Source organism: Poseidonocella sp. HB161398 (assembly GCF_005870025.1).
In the GTDB taxonomy this organism is placed as follows: domain Bacteria; phylum Pseudomonadota; class Alphaproteobacteria; order Rhodobacterales; family Rhodobacteraceae; genus Mangrovicoccus.
Genome location: NZ_VATA01000211.1, coordinates 1 through 1,618, shown reverse-complemented (window position 1 = coordinate 1,618; position 1,618 = coordinate 1). Strand labels below are relative to the sequence as shown.

At 65.5% G+C, this 1,618-nt stretch carries 1 pseudogene; it reads right to left on the bottom strand.

Going from position 1 to position 1,618, the window contains the following annotated elements:
- Nucleotides 1–679: 679 nt before the first annotated feature.
- Nucleotides 680–1,618 (bottom strand): annotated as a pseudogene (locus FGX59_RS36795) (calcium-binding protein); the annotation flags it as partial.

Below are 1,618 nucleotides of genomic sequence, written 5' to 3'. Positions count from 1 at the left end.
AAGCACATTGTTTCAATGTGATGGAGCTCTGCTCCCTCTCCGCAAAGGTCTTGGCAATGGAAACTAGGAAAACTCTAACATCTGAATGAAATCGCGATGAAGGACCGCAAAGGCATGGCTCCCTGGTGAAAGGGATAGAGCCTCTACCCTTAAGGGTAATTTAACTTAGAATAGAACAATCTATGGAAGAAGGTGGCGTGCTTGCCGGTGCCCTCGCTGCCTCCGCCGAATGGCAGCATCCCATGAGACCATCCTGCATGGGCCGGGTATAAGCATAGGAAACAAGGAGATGCCCCATGCCCCTGCCCATTCTCGCCCGGCTGCCATACGGGATACGGGAAGCCAGCACCGAAGCTCTCGACGCGGGCTATCCAGTCTCTCGGCCACAAGTTTGCCCCGCTCGACGGCAGGCAGCGCCGCTTTAACGACAAGACGTTGCTCAAGCCGGTGGTCGATCTGGACGCCTACCGTTTCCACGCCGTGATCGACTGGATCGAATTCCGGATGATGCTTGGCCAGAGGACCCAGGTGTCGTCGTCTTCCGGACATCATCGTGACTTTCGTCAGCAGGCGCCAAGTGCCCGGCACCCGGTCCGCGTCCAGGCGCAAGCCGCGCGCATTGCAAGACGGAATCTCCCGGCCGCGCAACCCGGGCGGGCGCACGCGGCCGGACAGGGGGCTAGACCTGCAGGAAGTCGGAGGCACCGAGATCGCCCGACTGCACCCCGGTCAGCAGGATCGTGTCGGCAAGATTGCCCGCGGCGTAGATCAGCAGCCCCTGGGCCGTGTTCTCGAAAACCAGGTCGCCGAAATAGCCAGTGCCGAGCGCATCGGTGAGGTCGATCCGGTCGGTCCCGGCCTCGAAATCGGTGATCGTGTCGTCCTCGAACCCCGCGGCGAAGACGAAGAGGTCGGCGCCCGCGCCGCCGGTCAGCAGGTCGAAGCCGCCCCCGGCCTCCAGCGTGTCCCTGCCGTCGCCGCCATTGACGGTGTCGCTCCCGGCCGCGCCGGTCTCGCCAGAGTCGGAGAAGCGGTCGGAGCCCGCGCCGAGATCGACCAGGTCGGCGCCCGCGCCGCCCTGCACGACGTCGGAGCCGTTGCCGCCGAAGATCGTGTCGTCGCCGAGCCCGCCGCGCAGCACGTCGGCGCCCTGGCCGCCCATGATGAGGTCGCGCCCGGACCCGCCCTCGACCTTGTCCATGCCGCCATCGGCGATGATCGTGTCGCTGCCCGCGCCGCCCTCGACCGTGTCGCGGCCCGCAATCCCGGTCTCGCCATTGTCGAGGAAGAGGTCATGGCCGCTGCCGAGGTAGACCATGTCATTGCCCGCGTCGCCCTGCACGGTGTCGTCGCCCGAGCCGCCGAGGATCGTGTCGTCGCCGAGCCCGCCGAGGATCAGGTCGTCGTCCTGGCCGCCATTCAGCAGATCCCGTCCGGCATTCCCGGCAATGGTGTCACCGCCGGAGCCGCCCCAGACCGTGTCGGCACCGCCCTTGGCACCGATCAGGTCGTCACCCGCCAGCCCGTAGTAGGTCTCGGATTTCCAGCCGCCCTGCAGCACGTCCGCCTCCGGCGTGCCGGTAATGATCGTGTCGTCGACATCGAAGACATAGACCGG